This is a genomic window from Streptomyces hokutonensis (assembly GCF_042751305.1).
In the GTDB taxonomy this organism is placed as follows: Bacteria; Actinomycetota; Actinomycetes; order Streptomycetales; family Streptomycetaceae; genus Streptomyces; species Streptomyces hokutonensis_A.
Map to the genome: position 1 here is coordinate 30,481 of NZ_JBHYWD010000003.1, position 13,432 is coordinate 43,912.

11 protein-coding genes and 1 pseudogene are annotated in these 13,432 nt (G+C 71.6%); 6 read left to right on the forward strand and 6 right to left on the reverse strand.

The annotated features are described in order from the left end of the window. Positions 1 to 97 precede the first annotated feature (97 nt). Genes ACFXC1_RS10025 through ACFXC1_RS10035 form a run of 3 tightly spaced genes read left to right on the forward strand, consistent with a single transcriptional unit; the run spans position 98 to position 4,488 of the window. Positions 98 to 2,152 carry an oxidoreductase gene (locus ACFXC1_RS10025; RefSeq protein ID WP_381241199.1) on the forward strand — a complete coding sequence of 685 codons (2,055 nt, stop codon included), beginning with the start codon at positions 98 to 100 and terminating at the stop codon, positions 2,150 to 2,152. Between the two features lie 51 nt (positions 2,153 to 2,203). Then, positions 2,204 to 3,457: an aromatic ring-hydroxylating oxygenase subunit alpha gene (locus ACFXC1_RS10030; RefSeq protein ID WP_381241200.1), complete on the forward strand. Its 1,254-nt coding sequence runs from the start codon at positions 2,204 to 2,206 to the stop codon at positions 3,455 to 3,457. Beyond that, positions 3,454 to 4,488, forward strand: a complete 1,035-nt coding sequence (locus ACFXC1_RS10035) for an FAD-binding oxidoreductase (RefSeq protein WP_381241202.1) — start codon at positions 3,454 to 3,456, stop codon at positions 4,486 to 4,488. Before ACFXC1_RS10030 ends, ACFXC1_RS10035 begins: the two co-directional genes overlap by 4 nt. 21 nt (positions 4,489 to 4,509) lie before the next feature. On the opposite strand, the gene ACFXC1_RS10040 is transcribed toward ACFXC1_RS10035, so the two are convergent. From ACFXC1_RS10040 to ACFXC1_RS10055, 4 genes are all read right to left on the reverse strand, one after another. Beyond that, positions 4,510 to 5,019, reverse strand: a complete 510-nt coding sequence (locus ACFXC1_RS10040) for an O-acetyl-ADP-ribose deacetylase (RefSeq protein ID WP_381241204.1) — start codon at positions 5,017 to 5,019, stop codon at positions 4,510 to 4,512. Next, positions 5,016 to 6,425: a phytoene desaturase family protein gene (locus ACFXC1_RS10045; RefSeq protein WP_381241206.1), complete on the reverse strand. Its 1,410-nt coding sequence runs from the start codon at positions 6,423 to 6,425 to the stop codon at positions 5,016 to 5,018. Before ACFXC1_RS10045 ends, ACFXC1_RS10040 begins: the two co-directional genes overlap by 4 nt. Positions 6,426 to 6,534: 109 nt before the next feature. Beyond that, a complete protein-coding gene (locus tag ACFXC1_RS10050) occupies positions 6,535 to 7,377 on the reverse strand; it encodes an inositol monophosphatase family protein (protein WP_381241208.1) in 843 nt (280 codons plus the stop codon). A gap of 109 nt (positions 7,378 to 7,486) precedes the next feature. Next, on the reverse strand, positions 7,487 to 9,289 hold the full coding sequence (locus ACFXC1_RS10055) for a gamma-glutamyltransferase family protein (RefSeq protein ID WP_381241210.1): 1,803 nt from the start codon (positions 9,287 to 9,289) through the stop codon (positions 7,487 to 7,489). A gap of 69 nt (positions 9,290 to 9,358) precedes the next feature. Here ACFXC1_RS10055 and ACFXC1_RS10060 point away from each other — a divergent pair. Both ACFXC1_RS10060 and ACFXC1_RS10065 read left to right on the forward strand, forming a co-directional pair. After that, a pseudogene (locus tag ACFXC1_RS10060) lies at positions 9,359 to 9,868 on the forward strand (alpha-galactosidase); the annotation flags it as partial. Between the two features lie 188 nt (positions 9,869 to 10,056). Then, a complete protein-coding gene (locus ACFXC1_RS10065; protein ID WP_381241212.1) occupies positions 10,057 to 10,356 on the forward strand; it encodes a GH36 C-terminal domain-containing protein in 300 nt (99 codons plus the stop codon). Here ACFXC1_RS10065 and ACFXC1_RS10070 read toward each other — a convergent pair. Both ACFXC1_RS10070 and ACFXC1_RS10075 read right to left on the reverse strand, forming a co-directional pair. After that, positions 10,337 to 11,059, reverse strand: a complete 723-nt coding sequence (locus ACFXC1_RS10070) for a response regulator (protein WP_381241213.1) — start codon at positions 11,057 to 11,059, stop codon at positions 10,337 to 10,339. The two genes, ACFXC1_RS10065 and ACFXC1_RS10070, sit on opposite strands and share 20 nt — an antisense overlap. After that, positions 11,056 to 12,171, reverse strand: coding sequence for a sensor histidine kinase (locus tag ACFXC1_RS10075; protein ID WP_381241215.1), 1,116 nt, complete (start codon positions 12,169 to 12,171; stop codon positions 11,056 to 11,058). Before ACFXC1_RS10075 ends, ACFXC1_RS10070 begins: the two co-directional genes overlap by 4 nt. A gap of 166 nt (positions 12,172 to 12,337) precedes the next feature. Between ACFXC1_RS10075 and ACFXC1_RS10080 the strand changes: the two genes are divergently transcribed. Then, positions 12,338 to 13,342 (forward strand): carboxymuconolactone decarboxylase family protein, encoded by a 1,005-nt coding sequence (locus tag ACFXC1_RS10080; protein WP_381241216.1) that lies wholly within the window; start codon positions 12,338 to 12,340, stop codon positions 13,340 to 13,342. Positions 13,343 to 13,432 lie beyond the last annotated feature (90 nt).

A 13,432-nucleotide genomic window follows, 5' to 3' on the forward strand; every position in this document is an offset into this window, starting at 1 on the left:
CTCTTGACGGCCGGGGATTCCCAGCTCCACCATTTGTCTCGTATGGCGATGCTGTTTTGCATCGCGAAACAGCGACAGCATCCTCCGAGGAGCAGCCGTGCCCTCAGCCACCCTGGATCCCCTGCTCCAGCCCTTCCGGCTCAAGCACCTCACCCTGCGCAACCGCGTGGTCAGCACCTCCCACGAACCGGCGTTCGGCGAGGACGGCATGCCCAAGGATCGCTACCGGGCCTACCACGTGGAGAAGGCGCGCGGCGGGGTCGGTCTCACGATGATCGGCGGCTCGGCGGTCGTCTCGCCCGACAGCCCGCCGGCGTTCGGCAACCTGCTCCTGTATCGCGACGACATCGTCCCGTGGCTGCGCCGGCTCACCGACGACGTGCACGAGGCCGGGGCCGCCGTCATGTGTCAGGTCACCCATCTCGGCCGCCGTACCAGCAACTTCACCGGCGACTGGCTCCCTGTGGTGTCCGCCTCACCGCTGCGCGAACCCGCGCACCGCGCCTTCCCCAAAGCCGCCGAGCCCTGGGACCTGGACCGGATCGTCGCCGACTACGCTTCCGCGGCGGTCCGTTGCCGGGAGGGCGGTCTCGACGGCATCGAACTCGAGGCGTACGGCCACCTGTTGGACAGCTTCCTCTCCCCCGCGACCAACCACCGCGACGACGAGTGGGGCGGCGGCCTCGAGAACCGTATGGCGTTTCCGCGCCGGGTGATCCGGGCGGTGCGCGAAGCCGTCGGCCCGGACTTCGTCGTCGGGATCCGGATGTCGCTGGACGAAGCACAACTCGGCGGCCTCACTTTCGACGAGGCGATCACCGCCGCCCAGCGATACTCCGCCGACGGCATCGACTTCATCAGCACCATCCACGGCTCCATAGAGCGGGACGCGTCCCTGGCGAAGGCCATCCCGTCCATCGGCACCCCGCTCGGCCCGTACCTGGACTTCACCGGCGAGATAAAGCGACGCCTCTCTATCCCCGTGATGCACGCGGCACGCATCGCCGACGTCGCCACCGCACGGCACGCCCTGCGCGAAGGACTGCTCGACCTGGTCGGCATGACCCGTGCGCAGATCGCCGACCCACACCTGGTCGCCAAGGTGAAGGCCGGCCAGGAGGACCGCATCCGGCCCTGCGTCGGGGCGAGTTACTGCCTCGACGCGATCTACGACTCGGGCGACACCAAGTGCGTCCACAACCCGTCCACCGGCCGTGAACTCCACCTGCCCCACCTCGTCCCCCGCACAACAGGTCGCCGTAGGAAGGCAGTTGTCGTCGGAGCGGGACCCGCCGGCCTGGAGGCGGCGCGCGTGCTGGGCGAACGTGGCCACGACGTCGTCCTGTTCGAGGCGAGCGACCAGCCCGGCGGGCAGATCAGGCTCGCCGCGTCGAACCCGCGCCGGGCCGACCTGATCCAGATCGCCGACTGGCGCCTCGCCGAGTGCAAAATCCTCGGCGTCGACGTACGCCTGGGCACGTACGCCGAGCCCGACGACGTCCTCGCCGAACACCCCGACCTCGTGATCGTCGCCACCGGAGGCATGCCCAACCGCAGCTTCCTCACCGCAGGCGAGAACCTGGTCTCCGACACCTGGGACGTGATGACGGGCTCGCTGCGGCGCCCGCGCGGCGAGATCCTGGTCTACGACGACCACGGCGGCTACCCGGCCATGGACGCCGTTGAGGTCCTCACCGCGTCGCCCGACCTCCGGATCGAGTACGTCACCCCGGAGCGCGCCCTCGCCCCCGACGTCGGCAGCATGAACTCCCCCGCCTACCTACGGGCGTTCACCGCGCACGAGGTCACCATCACGCTCGCCCGGCGGCTGCGCTCCGTGCGCCGCACCGGGGACGGACGGCTGGCCGCGACCCTCTACAGCGAGTACACGGAGACCGAGACCGAGCGGATCGTGGACCACGTGGTCGTGGAGCACGGGACCCTGCCGGCGGACGAGCTGTACGTCGAACTCCTCCCCGGATCAAGCAACTTGGGCGAGGTCGACCACCGCGCCCTGCTGGCCGACGAGCGACAGTCCGTGGTCCACAACGAGGCGGGCCGCTACCAGCTCTTCCGCGTCGGCGACGCCGTCGCCTCCCGCAACATCCACGCCGCGATCCACGACGCGCTGCGGCTGTGCCTGCCGGTCTGAGCGCCACCCCCCGTCCGCACGTCAACTCCCCAGTCGTACCGGAGAGATGAGATGAAGCAAGCGACCTCCGACGTCGGCGACCTCGTTGCCCGCCGTCCCGCCGGTCAGAGCCTCGAAGCGCCGTTCTACGTCGGCGAGGAGTTCTTCGACCTCGACATCGAGGCCGTCTTCGCCCGGAGTTGGCTGTTCGTGGCCGCCGAGGCGGAGCTTCCCGAGCCCGGCGACTATGTGACGGTCGACCTCGGGTCGTACTCGGTCATCGTCGTGCGCGACGACGACGAGGACGTCCGGGCCTTCCACAACGTCTGCCGCCACCGCGGGGCGCGCATCCTCAACGAGGAGCGCGGCTCGGTGGGCAACATCGTCTGCGGATACCACCGTTGGACGTACGGCGTCGACGGCAGGCTGCTGTACGCCGAGTCCCAGGCGCCCGGTTTCGACCCGTCCTGCTTCGGGCTGCGGTCCGTGCACGCGCGCACGGTGGCCGGGCTGGTCTTCGTCTGTCTCGCCCAGGAACCGCCGGAGGACTTCGACGAGGTCGCCGCGCGCATCGAGCCGTACCTCGCACCGCACCGCCTGGCCGAGGCGAAGGTCGCCACGCAGATCGACCTGGTCGAGAACGGCAACTGGAAACTGACCATGGAGAACAACCGGGAGTGCTACCACTGCGTGGGTCATCCCGAGCTCCAGGCCTGCTACTTCCCCATCTACGGCTACCAGGAGAAGGACATCCCGCCCGCGCTGCGCCCCGCCTACGAGCGCTTCCTCGTGGCCGACGCCGAGGCCCGCGAGACCTACGACTCCCTGGGCCTGCCCTACGCCGAGATCGAGGAACTGGACACCCGGCCCTCCGGTTTCCGCATCCAGCGCGAACCACTCGACCTCGCCGGGGAGTCGTACACCCCCGACGGCACGGCCGCGTGCAAGCGCCTGCTGGCGGACTTCCCCACGGCCCGCCTGGGCCGGCTGTCCATGCACATCCAGCCCAACTCCTGGTTCCACTTCATGGCCGACCACGCGATCACCTTCTCCGTGATCCCGCTCGGCCCGGACCGCACCCTCGTCCGCACCACCTGGCTCGTGCACGCCGACGCCGTCGAGGGGATCGACTACGACCTCGACACCCTCACCAAGGTGTGGCAGGCCACGAACGACCAGGACGCGGTGCTGGTCGCTCGCGCCCACCGGGGCATCAGCAGCCCGGCCTATCTGCCGGGCCCGTACGGTCCGACGGAGGAACAGGTCGAGGCGTTCGTCAACTGGTACGTGACCAGGCTCAAGTCCCACCTGGAGCTCCAGCCATGAGCGAGGACGAGGAGTTGCTGGTCTGCCGTCAGGTGCAGCCGGTCACGCACGACGTCTCCACGTTCGTGTTCGAGTGCGCCGAACCCCGGCTGTCCCGGCACGACCCGGGCCAGTTCGTGACACTGACCCTCGAGATCGACGGCCGGCCGGTGCAGCGCTGCTACACCATCTCCTCACCGCCCACCCGCCCCTTCCTGCTGTCGATCACGGTGAAGCGCGTACCGGGCGGTCTCGTGTCGAACTGGCTGCACGACCACCTCGGGCCGGGCGACACCGTACGGGCGCACGGACCGCTAGGCGACTTCTCCACGGCCCGGCATCCTGCACCCAAGTACCTGTTCCTCTCCGGGGGCGTCGGGGTGACGCCGTCGATGTCGATGACCAGGACGCTGTACGACCTCGCGGACCCCGCCGACGTGGTGTTCCTGCACAGCGCGCGCACTCCGGCGGACATCGTCTTCCGCCATGAACTCGACCTCATCGCAGCGACCGCGCCCAACATCCGGATCGTCCACATCTGCGAGGAGGACCGCCCGTACGCCCCCTGGGGCGGACACCGCGGCCGGCTGACCATCGAGACGCTGCGGCAGATCGCGCCGGACTTCCTCGAAAGGGAGGTCTTCACCTGCGGCCCCGCCCCCTACATGGCCGCCGTACGACGGATGGTCTCGGACGCGGGCCTCGACATGGACCACTACCACGAGGAGAGCTTCACCTTCGAGACGCCGACCGGGCAGGCCGCTCCCTCCTCCGGCGCCGCTACGGACACCGGTTTCAAGGTCGAGTTCACCCGCACCGGACGCACCATCGAGTGCGACGCCGACACCTCGCTCCTCGCCGCCGCGTCCCGAGCCGGCCTCAGCCTGCCGGCCTCCTGCGCGCAGGGCATGTGCGGCACCTGCAAGACGACCCTGCTCTCCGGCTCCGTCGACATGCGGCACAACGGGGGCATCCGGCCGCGCGAGATCGCCCAGAACAAGATCCTGCTCTGCTGCTCGAAGCCGCTGGAGGACGTCGTGATCGACGCGTGACGATCATCCCGCCGAGCTCTGTCAGGGGACCTGCCGACCGAACGCCTCGTACGCCGCCTCGTCGAAGAGCACGAACATGACCTCCTCGACCGACGTCTCCACCGCCCGCACGGTCTCTACGGCGATGCGCGCGGCGTCGTCCATCGGCCATCCGTAGATCCCGGCGGAGACGGCTGGGAACGCGACCGTACGGGCGCCGAGTTCGTCGGCGATGCGCAGCGACTCCCGGTAGCAGGAGGCGAGTTGGTCCGAGCGGTCCTCGTCGCGGGAGTAGACGGGTCCCACGGTGTGGATCACCCACTGGGCGTCCAGTTCGCCCGCCGTCGTCGCGACCGCCTGGCCTGTACGAAGGCCCTTGCCGTAGTGCGAGGCGCGGAGTTTGCGGCAGGCCTCCAGGATCGCGGGGCCGCCCCGGCGGTGGATCGCGCCGTCCACGCCTCCGCCGCCCAGGAGTGAGGAGTTGGCCGCGTTGACGATCGCGTCGGCGGTCTGGCGGGTGATGTCGCCCTGGACGAACTTGATGGTGGTCATGACTGCCTCAGTCTGCGCCAGACGGCCTTCGCCGCGTTGTGGCCCGACATGCCGTGCACACCGGGGCCGGGCGGGGTCGCCGAGGAGCAGATGAAGACGGCCGGGTGCGGGGTGCCGTAGGGGGAGAGGGAGAGTTTGGGGCGCAGCAGGATCTGGAGGCCGGAGACCGCGCCGGCGCCGATGTCGCCGCCGACGTAGTTGGCGTTGCGGGCGGCGAGTTCGGGCGGGCCCGCGGTCGCGCGGGCGAGGACGCGGTCGCGGAAACCCGGGGCGAAGCGTTCCAGTTGGCGTTCCAGGGCGTCCGTGAGGTCGCCGGTCCAGCCGCTGGGGACATGGCCGTAGGCCCAGAAGACGTGCTTGCCGGCCGGGGCCCGGGTGGGGTCGACGACACTGGGCTGCACGGTGATCATGAACGGGCGTTCGGGGGCGCGGTTCTCCCGGGACGCGGCGCGCAGGGCGTTGCCGATCTCCGTGCTGTCGGCACCGATCTGTACCGTTCCGGCGGTGCGCGCCTCCTTGGCGGTCCAGGGCACCGGGCCGTCCAGGGCGTAGTCGATCTTGAAGACGCCCGCGCCGTAGCGGAAGTTCTCGTAGTAGTTGCCCAAGTCCGCGATCTTCGCCAGGGCGGTGGGCGAGGTGTCGAAGACGTAGGCGCGGGCCGGAGGGAGGTCATCGAGGCGCTTGACCTCGTAGTCGGTGTGGATCTCGCCGCCGAGGTCCTTGAGGTAGGCGGCCAGGGCGTCCGAGATGGACTGGGAGCCGCCGCGGGCCACCGGCCAGCCGCGCGCGTGTGCCGCGAGGGCGAAGACCAGGCCGATGGCTCCGGTGGCGAAGCCGTTGAGCGGGGCCATGACATGGCCGACCAGTCCGGCGAACAGGGTCTTGGCGCGCTCGTCCTTGAAGCGGCTGGTCAGCCACGTCGACGGGGGCAGTCCGGCCAGACCGAAGCGGGCAAGGGTGACCGGGTCGCGGGGCAGCGAGGTCAGCGGCAGGGACATGAAGTCGCGGACCAGGGTGTCCCACTTGGGGAGGAAGGGCTCGACCAGCCTGCGGTACGCCCCCGCGTCGCGCGGTCCGAAGGAGGCGGCCGTCTCCGCGACCGACCTGGACAGCACGGCCGCGCTGCCGTCGGTGAACGGGTGCGCCATAGGCAGCTCGGCGTGCAGCCACTCCAGGCCGTAGCGCTCCAGGGGCAGGGCGCGGAACGCCGGCGAGTTGATTCCGAGAGGGTGCGCCGCCGCGCAGGGGTCGTGCCGGAAGCCGGGGAGGGTGAGCTCCTCGGTGCGGGCGCCGCCGCCGACGGTGTCCCGGGCCTCGAACACGGCCACGGAGAAACCGCGCCGGGCCAGCTCCACGGCAGCCGTCAGTCCGTTCGGCCCCGCACCCACCACGACCGCATCGAGCATCGACGGCACCTTCGGACCCCTTCGTCAGCCGATGGCAACTCAGGGTCAGGATATGCCGCGGCACTGACAACCCCGGGGCCGGTCCGTCCAGTGTGCGGAACCCGTGACCCTACGACGTCCTCAGCAGCTCCATCACGCGTCGGGCCGTCGCCGCGTCCCGGGCCGCCGTGAACGGCAGTGCGTTGCCGCCCGTGATGCGGAACGGCTCTCCGGTGAGCGTGAGGTGGGCGCCGCCCGCCTCCTCGACGAGGAGCAGGCCCGCCGCGTGGTCCCAGGCGGCCTCCCAACTGAAGGCGGTGGCGTCCAACTCGCCCTTGGCGATGGCGAGATACTCCAGTCCGGCCGAGCCGCACGGGCGCGTGCGCACACCGTCCGCCCAGAGGCCGAGCAGGGCGCGCTTCTGGGCGTCCGTCGTGTAGTCCGGGTGGGAGGTGGCCACCTCCAGGTCCCGGGCGGGGTCCGGGCCACCGGAGCGCAGCCGGACGCCGTCGAGGAAGGCGCCGCCGCCCTTCACCGCCGTGGCCAGCTGGTCGCGGGCGGGGGCGTAGGTCCAGGACGCGAGCAGTTCGCCCTGCCGGGCGAGCGCGACCAGCGTGCAGAAGCCGGTCTCGCCGCGCACGAACTGGCGGGTCCCGTCGACCGGGTCGACGATCCAGACCGGGGCGTCGCCCTGGAGCGCCTCGTAGGTCTCCGGGTCGGCGTGCACCGCTTCCTCGCCGACCACGACGGAGCCGGGCAGGAGGGCGCCGAGCACCTGCGTGAGGTGCCGCTCGGCGTTGCGGTCGGCGTCCGTGACCAGGTCGTGCGGGCCGCTCTTCTGGTCTATCTCGTGCGCGGCGAGCTGCCGGAAGCGGGGCATGATCTCGGCCGCCGCCGCCTTGCGGATCGCGTCCTCGACGTCGGCCGTGTGCTGTACGAGAAACTCGTCGATGGTTTCGGTGTCTTCGATCATGTCTCCATGAGAGCACGGGCCACTGACAATCCCCACCCGCCCGGTGCACTCCGGGTGGAATCACCATGAACACCCGGATTCGCGATCACCGTCCGAATCGCTGGGCGCATCAGCGCCCCACGGCATACCCCTGCATGCCCCGCGGATTCGCCGCCGCCGAGAGAATTCCGGCCGCCGGGTCCCGGGCGACCGCGCACAGTCGCCCCTCCGACCAGGCGTCCCCGACGGTCACGTCGTGGCCGCGCCGCCGCAGCTCCTCCACCACCGTCGCGTCCATGCGGGACTCGACGGTCACGCTGCCCGGTCGCATGCCGCGCGGGTAGAAGGAGCCGGGGAAGCTGTCGTTGTGCCAGTTCGGGGCGTCGATCGCGCCCTGGAGGTCGAGGCCGCCGCGTGTCTTCGCGCGCGTGGCGACCGCCAGGAAGAAGTGCAGCTGCCACTGGTCCTGCTGGTCCCCGCCGGGTGTCCCGAAGGCGAGCACTGGGACTCCGTCGCGCAGGGCGAGCGACGGGGTGAGCGTGGTGCGCGGACGGCGGCCCGGCGCAAGGGAGTTGGGCAGCCCCGGCTCCAGCCAGGCCATCTGCAGCCGGGTGCCGAGGGGGAAGCCCAGCTCGGGCACCACCGGGTTCGACTGGAGCCAGCCGCCGCTGGGCGTGGCCGCGATCATGTTGCCCCAGCGGTCGACGACGTCGAGGTGGCAGGTGTCGCCCCGGGTACCGCCGTCGGCCGTGACCCGCGCGACGGTCGGCTCCCCCGCCCCCATCGGGTCGAAGCCCAGTTCCGCAGGAGCCACCACGCGCGCGTGCCCGCTCAGCCGCGGAACGCGCCCTCCGGGACTGCCGGGCCGCAGCTCGTACGACGCCTTGTCGCCGATCAGCTCCCGCCGCGCCGCGTTGTAGTCCGCCGACAACAACTCCCCCAGCGGTACGGCCTCTTCGCCCGCGTCCCCGTACCAGGCCTCCCGGTCCGCCATCGCGAGCTTGCAGCCCTCGATCAGGAAGTGGACGTAGTCGGCGGACCCGTAGGCGGGCAACTCGGGCGGAAGAAGCGCGAGTTGCTGGAGGAAGGCCGGGCCCTGGCTCCAGGGGCCTGCCTTGCAGAGGGTCCAGCCGTTCCAGTCGTACGTCACCGGGGTCTCGTAGGACGCGGACCAGGAGGCCAGGTCGGCGGCCGTGAGGGTGCCGGTGTGGCGCTCGCCGCTGGTGTCCATGGTGGGCCGCCCGGACTGCCGTACCAGGGCCTCGGCGATGAACCCGGACCGCCACACCGCCCGCGCCGCCTCGATCTGGGCCTCCCGGTCCCCCGACCCGGAGACCTCGGCAAGGAGCCGCTTCCAGGTGGCGGCGAGGGCGGGGTTGCGGAACAGCTCTCCGGGGCGGGGTGCCTTCCCGCCGGGCAGGTACACCTCCGCCGAGGAGGTCCACTCCGTCTCGAAGAGTGCCCGTACGGTCTCGACGGTCGCGCCGACGTTCTCCACGCACGCGTGCCCGTCCTCGGCGTATCCGATGGCGTACTTCAGGACGTCGGCGAGGGACTTCGTGCCGTGGTCGCGGAGCAGCAGCATCCAGGCGTCGAAGGCGCCGGGGACGGCCGCGGCGAGCGGGCCCGTGCCGGGTACGAGATCCAGACCGAGTCCCCTGTAGTGGTCGATCGTGGCTCCGGCGGGTGCGACGCCCTGTCCGCACAGCACCCGGACCTCGCCGCCCGCCGGGGCGAGCAGGACGGGCACCTCGCCGGCCGGGCCGTTGAGGTGCGGCTCGACGACGTGCAGCACGAAGGCCCCGGCGACGGCGGCGTCGTAGGCGTTGCCGCCGTCCTCCAGGACGGCCATCGCCGACTGCGATGCGAGCCAGTGGGTGGAGGACACCATGCCGAAGGTGCCCTGGAGGGTGGGGCGGGTGGTGAAGGACATGTCTCACCTCGGTGGTCACGCGCGTGGTCGTCCTGATCGTTCAGCAGACTATCGACCGGGGAGCCGGAGATGATCAACCTCCACTCCGACCTGGCCCGCGGGCACCCTGACTGGGTGCTGGGCCCCGCCCGCGGGGTCGGCCCGGCCGCCCGCCACCAGCATGTGCTGGACCTGGCCAACCTCGATGCCTGGCAGTACCTGTTGGACGCGCTGGACGCACTCGTGGAGAAGTACGCCATCGCCTATCTCAAGTGGGACCACAACCGGGAACTCCACGAGACCGTGCACTCCGCCGCCGACCGCCCCGTGGCGCACGCCCAGGCAGTGGCCCTCTACGGGCTGATGGACGCCCTCGGGGAGCGCCATCCCGCCCTGGAGATCGAGAGCTGCGCCGCCGGTGGCGGACGGATCGACCTGGGCATCCTGGACCGGACCGACCGGGTCTGGGCCTCTGACTGCAACGACCCGGTGGAACGCCAGACCATCCAGCGCTGGACCGCGCAACTACTGCCCCCCGAACTGGTCGGCACCCACGTGGGCCCGCGCACCAGCCACACCACGGACCGCGTCAGCTCCGACCAACTCCGCCTGACCACAGCCCTGTTCGGCCACGCGGGCATCAAACAGGACCTCACCCGCGGCTCCCCGAGGAACTCGCCCGCCTCACCGCGTGGACCGCGCCCCACCTCGAACTCCGCCGACTGCTCCACGACGGTCGCACGGTCCGCGCCGACCTCACCGACGAGTCGACCCCGCTGCACGGAGTCGTGGCCCACGACAATTCGGCCGCGCTGTGCTGCTGGGCGCGGCTCGCCACGTCCCCCGAGGGCCAGTACGGACGCGTGCCGTTGCCCGCCCTCGACGCGGAAGCCATCTATCGGGTGCGGGTGCGCACCGAGCTGGGCCTGCCGTCGTTCCACGAGGTGGCGGATCCCGCCTGGTTCTCCGCAGCCCTCGACGACGGGCTGTCGCTGCCCGGCTCTTTGCTCACCCTCGCAGGCCTGCCCCTGCCGAACCTCAACCCCCAGCGGGCCCTGCTCCTCGAACTCACGAGGACGGCCGGCTGATCGTGGGTAGCGGGGCGTGCGGCTCCTCCTTCCGACGGGATTCCGGCGCGCGGGCCGTCACGAGGCCCGACTCGTAGGCGAACACTACGAGTTGGGCCCGGTCTCGGGCTCCGAGCTTGGTCATGGCCCGGCTGATGTGGGTCTTCGCCGTAAACGGGCTGATGACCATGTGGGCGGCGATCTCCTCGTTGGTGAGGCCGCGGGCGGCCAGGGCGGTGACCTCGCGTTCGCGGCGGGTGAGGTGTTCCAGGCCGGTGGCGGTGGAGCGGTCGGGGGGCCGGGAGACGAACTCGCCGATGAGGGTGCGGGTGACCGCCGGGGAGAGCAGGGCCTCGCCGCCGGCGACGATCCCGATCGCCTGGAGCAGGTCCGCCGGGTCGGTGTCCTTCAGGAGGAAGCCGCTGGCGCCCGCCCGCAGCGCCTCGAAGACGTACTCGTCCAGGCCGTAGTTGGTGAGGATGACGACCCGGACCGCGGCGAGGGCGGGGTCGGCGGCGATGCGGCGGGTCGCCTCGATGCCCGTCATCACCGGCATCTGTACGTCTATCAGCGCGACGTCGGGAAGTTGGGCGCGGACGAGGGCCACGCCCTGTTCGCCGTCGGCCGCCTCGCCCACCACCTCGATGCCGTCCTCGGCCTCGAGGAGGGCGCGGAAGCCCGCGCGCATCAGCGCCTGGTCGTCCACGACCACGACCCGGATCATCCCGCCTCCCCCAGCGGCAGTTCGGCCCGTACCGCGAAGCCGCCCTCCGCGCGCGGGGCGGTGTGCAGGGTGCCGCCCAACGCCGTGACGCGTTCGCGCATGCCGGTGAGGCCGATGCCCGGCTTCGGCGGACAGTCGGGGTCGGCCGCCCCGTCGTCCTCCACCCGTATCGTCAAGTCCTCTTCGCCGTAGTCGAGTTGGACGCTGACCTTGGCCGGGCCAGCGTGCCGGGCCGCGTTGGTCAGGGCCTCCTGGACGATGCGGTACACCGCGCGGTCGACCGTCGCCGCGAGGGGGCGCTCCTCGCCCGTCACCGCGAGTTCGACGGCGAGGCCGGCCGCGCAGGCCCGCTCGACGAGCAGCTCAGGGGTGCCGGTAGGCTCCTCGGTGGTGCGCAGGATCTCCAGGGTGGCCCGCAGTTCCCGCATCGCCTCGCCGCCCGCCTCCTGGATGGCGAGCAGCGCGGGCGGCACCTCCTCGCCGCGCTTGCGGGCGAGGTGGACGGCAACGCCCGCCTGGAGCTTGACGATCGAGATGCTGTGGGTGAGGGAGTCGTGCAACTCCCTTGCTATGCGCAGGCGTTCCTCACCCGCGCGGCGCAACGCGACCTCCTCGCGGGTGCGTTCGGCCTCCAGGGCGCGCTGTTCGGTCTGACGGAGATACGCCTGCCAGTTGCGGTCGGCGAGGCCGGTCACCACCGCGCAGAGGAACCAGCCGGCGATGAGCGCGGTCCGCTCGACCACCTGCTGGGTCGTGGGTCCCGTCGCGAAGTACGCGGCCAGGAACAGCCCGCCCGCTCCGGCCGACCAGCCGCGGTGTCCCACCCGCGCCGCCGTGTGCATGGCGGCGAGCACGGGCAGACCGGCGACCGGCCCCGGGTGTGCGTGCAGGACGTAGACCGCCTCCGCCACCGTGGACACGGCGAGGACCGCGCGCGGAGCCGTCTGGTAGAACGCCAGGGCCGCCGAGGCCAGGACGATCAGCGCGTAGTCGACGGCGGTCGTGTCCGCGTCGAAGGCGGCGACGGTCATGACGAGGGCGCCGATCACGACCGCGAGGGAAACGTCGGCGAGGCGCCTGCGTGGGGTCACATCGACCGGGTACCCGCTCATGACCGCACAGTAGACCGCCGCGCCCACGCGGGCGTCAGCCCTGTGGACAACTCCTGGACTACTCCCCACGCAGTACTTTCCGGGCCCGCGCCACCAGGCCGACGCAGCGTCGACTCCCTTCGGCCGTACGACGACCGGAGGCACCCGGGCGGCGCACGCTGCTGCCATGACCACACACTTCCGCCATACCCGGCCCCCGTCGCCGAAGTCCGCGAAGTCCGCCACGGGCCGCACCGCCGAGGTCTTCGACCAGATCGCCGTCGACTTCGGAATTGACCGCCCCCCGACCTTCGTGGTCCTGTCCTCCGTGCCCGAACTCCTCGCGCCCGCCTGGGCGTTGATGCGCGAGTCGCTGATCGCGGGCGACGGCAGCCGCACCGGCAAGGAGCTGGCCGCCCTCGGTGTCTCGCTCGCCAACAAGTGCCCGTTCTGCGCCGACGCGCACACCGTCCTGCTGCACGCCACCGGCGACCACGCCCTCGCCGAGCACCTGGCGCGCGGCGGCACACCGGAGAACGAGGAGCACGCGCGCGTGCTCGACTGGGGCCGCCGCACCCGGGTCCCGGGCGCGACCCTGGCGCCGTACCCGTTCCCGCCCGATCAGGCACCCGCCTACCTCGGCACCGCCCTCGCCTTCCACTTCATCAACCGCATCGTGTCGGCCCTGCTGACCGAGCAGCTCCTGCCGGGCAACGCCCAGCGGTTCCGGGCCGTACGCAGCCTCGCCGGCCGCAGCGTGGCCCGCACCGTGCGCCGCGGCGCCGTACCGGGAGCGGCGCTCCCCCTGCTCGACGCGCCGGGCCCCGGTCCGGACTGGGCGGCCGGAACCCCGGTGGGCCCGGCCTACGACGCCCTGCGCACGGCGGCGCTCGCGGGCGCGGACCTTCTCGACACGGACGACCTGACCCTCGTACGGGAGACGCTGTGGGCCTGGGACGGGGGGCATCCGCCGGTCGTGCTGCGCGGCTTCCCGAACCGGCGGGAGCGGCCGGCCGCGCGGCTGGCGGTGCTGGCCGCGCTCGCGCCGTACCGGATCACGGAGGAGGACGTGGCCGCCTGGCGGGAGCCGTCGCGGAGTGACGCGAGTCTCGTGCGGCTCGTGGCGTACGGTGCGTTCGCGGCCGTCGAACGGATCGAGACGACGATGCGGATACCCGCCGCTCGCGCCTGACTGGTGGACATAAGAGGACACACAACGCGTCCACAGTCGGGCACTGTCACCGCACAGGCACGGAGCGAGTTCATACTTCCGCCTCACAGG

Coding starts and splice junctions, on each gene's coding strand:
- ACFXC1_RS10050 (WP_381241208.1), bottom strand. CDS start 7,377: ATGATCGAAGACACCGAAACCATCGACGAGTTTCTCGTACAGCACACG.
- ACFXC1_RS10075 (WP_381241215.1), bottom strand. CDS start 12,171: ATGAGCGGGTACCCGGTCGATGTGACCCCACGCAGGCGCCTCGCCGAC.
- ACFXC1_RS10040 (WP_381241204.1), bottom strand. CDS start 5,019: ATGACCACCATCAAGTTCGTCCAGGGCGACATCACCCGCCAGACCGCC.
- ACFXC1_RS10070 (WP_381241213.1), bottom strand. CDS start 11,059: ATGATCCGGGTCGTGGTCGTGGACGACCAGGCGCTGATGCGCGCGGGC.
- ACFXC1_RS10035 (WP_381241202.1), top strand. CDS start 3,454: ATGAGCGAGGACGAGGAGTTGCTGGTCTGCCGTCAGGTGCAGCCGGTC.
- ACFXC1_RS10055 (WP_381241210.1), bottom strand. CDS start 9,289: ATGTCCTTCACCACCCGCCCCACCCTCCAGGGCACCTTCGGCATGGTG.
- ACFXC1_RS10080 (WP_381241216.1), top strand. CDS start 12,338: ATGACCACACACTTCCGCCATACCCGGCCCCCGTCGCCGAAGTCCGCG.
- ACFXC1_RS10030 (WP_381241200.1), top strand. CDS start 2,204: ATGAAGCAAGCGACCTCCGACGTCGGCGACCTCGTTGCCCGCCGTCCC.
- ACFXC1_RS10045 (WP_381241206.1), bottom strand. CDS start 6,425: ATGCTCGATGCGGTCGTGGTGGGTGCGGGGCCGAACGGACTGACGGCT.